The organism is Alkalinema pantanalense CENA528 (genome assembly GCF_050753345.1).
GTDB lineage: Bacteria > Cyanobacteriota > Cyanobacteriia > Leptolyngbyales > Leptolyngbyaceae > Alkalinema > Alkalinema pantanalense.
On sequence record NZ_JBLZFX010000208.1, the window covers coordinates 1 to 2355 of the forward strand.

A 2355-nucleotide genomic window follows, 5' to 3' on the forward strand; every position below is an offset into this window, starting at 1 on the left:
TTGGCCCTAGTGCAAAGTAGTGGCGACCCTGGCTAGCCCGCGATTTTCTCAATCCAGGGGGGATCGGTCTACCACTACTCTTAAGATACAAGGGGGGATCAGATCTGCGCGATCGACCAGATGTCCGATCCCCCTAAATCCCCCTTATTAAGGGGGATTTTGAACTATTTTGACTAAATTCCCCCCTTAATAAGGGGGGCTAGGGGGGATCAGATCTGCGCGATCGACCAGATGTCCGATCGACCTAAAGGAAAACAGTACAATGGACAATATCGGAACCGCAGTTCAGCAACCTCTGGTGAACGCTATGACTGTCATCACAACACCCATGACCTTAGAGGAATACCTCAACTATGACGACGGGACAGAAACGCGCTACGAATTGGTCAATGGGGAATTAGTTGCTATGCCACCTGAAAGCCGCCTGAACATTCAAATTGCCATCTTTTTGTTAGCACAATTGATTCAGCTAGGCATTCCCGCCAACCAAATCGCCATGAAAACGCAAATTGCTGTGAGTGGCACACGCACAACCGCACGGGAACCTGATTTAATCATCCTCTCAGAAGAATCCGCGATCGCTTTAGAAGGAGCCAGACAATCCTTCATTACCCACGATATGCCCTCTCCTTTATTAGTCGTGGAAGTTGTTAGCCCCAAACAAGAAAATCGGGATTATCGCTACAAACGCACAGAATACGCAGGACGACGCATTCCTGAATACTGGATTATTGATCCGATCGCGCAAAAAGTAACCATTTTGGAGTGGGTAGAGGGTTTGTATGAAGAAAAGGTTTATGAAGGAGAACAAGCGATCGAAACTACACTATTTCCAACACTCAATCTCACAGCCCAACAACTGCTTACCGCTGGAGAAACCTCATCCTAATCTGCCCCTCCGCATGTTGGACTACTGGGTCAGGCTCCATTTAGAGCGGGGCGTGTCAAATGACTGAATCATGGTTCGTAATAGAACGAGGTTTGTACCCAATTGGGAGTGACCGCTGTATCGCCATTGTGTAGTCGCCGCAACACCTCTAGGGTAACGATGTAGGTGCATTTAATGAGTCCGGCGGGTAGCACGATCACAGGATTGTGGAGGTGATTGATGCTGATTGAGTTAGTGTTGCCACTCAGGGGAATGGCTGCATCACTCGTAGCAGGTTTGGATGCGGCATCATTCAAGTTTTGATTGTAAGCCCCATCGTTGCTGCGAACGTTGATGCTGACATTTGCAATATGGGGATGATAGGCGGTGAAAGCAACGTGGGGACTGCCAGACAGCGGTGTGCAGGCTGTACTAGAGAGGTGTTCTGCCATGGCTACTTTCATGCAGGTGACATTGTTATTCAGAACGATCGTATTGAGAGTCGTTCCACTTCCTGGCATTGGGTTGAACAAATTAGCGGCTTTATTAATCACCTCACGGATTTCAAAGCGGATGGCCTTTTGCTCGATCGCGATCCGATTCGCTGCGGGTACGGGCACACCAGGATTGCCGAGCACTGAAGGTACATTGGGTTGCGTTGTCAGAGCAGCGGTGTTAATCGCCATCAAGGCATCTCCATCGACCCAAACGAAGTCTGGAATATCCGCTGGAGAAAGTAGCGGATCGGCGGCAAAGGTGCGGGTAATGGAGGTGTTGATATCCAGCCAGCCCTCACTATCGAGATCCACTTGCTCAGCATAGATATCAACGATCCGGTAGGGAGCGTAGCGTACCATTTGACCAATCTGGGTTTTCGCGAACAGGGGAACATTCGCGCCCACTCCGACGATGCGGGAAAAATCCGTATCTGCGGGCGGCGCTGCCCCGTTGGGCGTCGTGACATCACTGACCAAGAAGCGATACTCGACGGCATTGCCAGAACTGCTCAATCGAGGGGCGCTTCCCAGCAGTCGAATGGTGCCGTGGAAGGCGTATTTGGCTGTGCCTGCATAGCCATTGGCATCAAAGTCGTTGAGCAAACTGGCATCTGGAATGGTGAACTGCGTTCCCACCTTTGTCCATACACTGGGAATGCTGGGATCCTGCGGAACGGGAACCTCTACGCAAAGATTGACGCAGAAGCAGGGCCCTCGATCGCCCCGGCCTGCGGCCCGTCCTCGCATCGGGGGTTCGTCGAGCAAAACATTGCCCTCGGCATCCTCAACCTTGAAATACACATCCGGCCCCCCAAACAATTCCACATCAATCCAGGTGCCTTGCCGGAAGTTAGCCCCTGGATAGTCAATGCGGAACACCCCCATAGCATTCGTGACGCCTGTGCCTAAGAAGTCAGGCTGAATAATAGACGTGTTGGGAAATAATGGATAATGTGAAGCAGTAGCCCAGAGCCTTCTCATGCTGAATCT

Annotated in this window: 2 protein-coding genes; one reads left to right on the forward strand and one right to left on the reverse strand. The window is 51.1% G+C overall.

Going from position 1 to position 2355, the window contains the following annotated elements; translation table 11 throughout:
- Positions 1–307 precede the first annotated feature (307 nt).
- Positions 308–889 (forward strand): Uma2 family endonuclease, encoded by a 582-nt coding sequence (locus tag ACN4EG_RS27590; RefSeq protein ID WP_431633494.1) that lies wholly within the window; start codon positions 308–310, stop codon positions 887–889.
- Positions 890–957: 68 nt separating this feature from the next.
- Here the strand turns inward: ACN4EG_RS27590 and ACN4EG_RS27595 are convergent.
- The coding region (locus tag ACN4EG_RS27595; protein ID WP_431633495.1) for a hypothetical protein at positions 958–2355 on the reverse strand (1398 nt) is incomplete at its 5' end.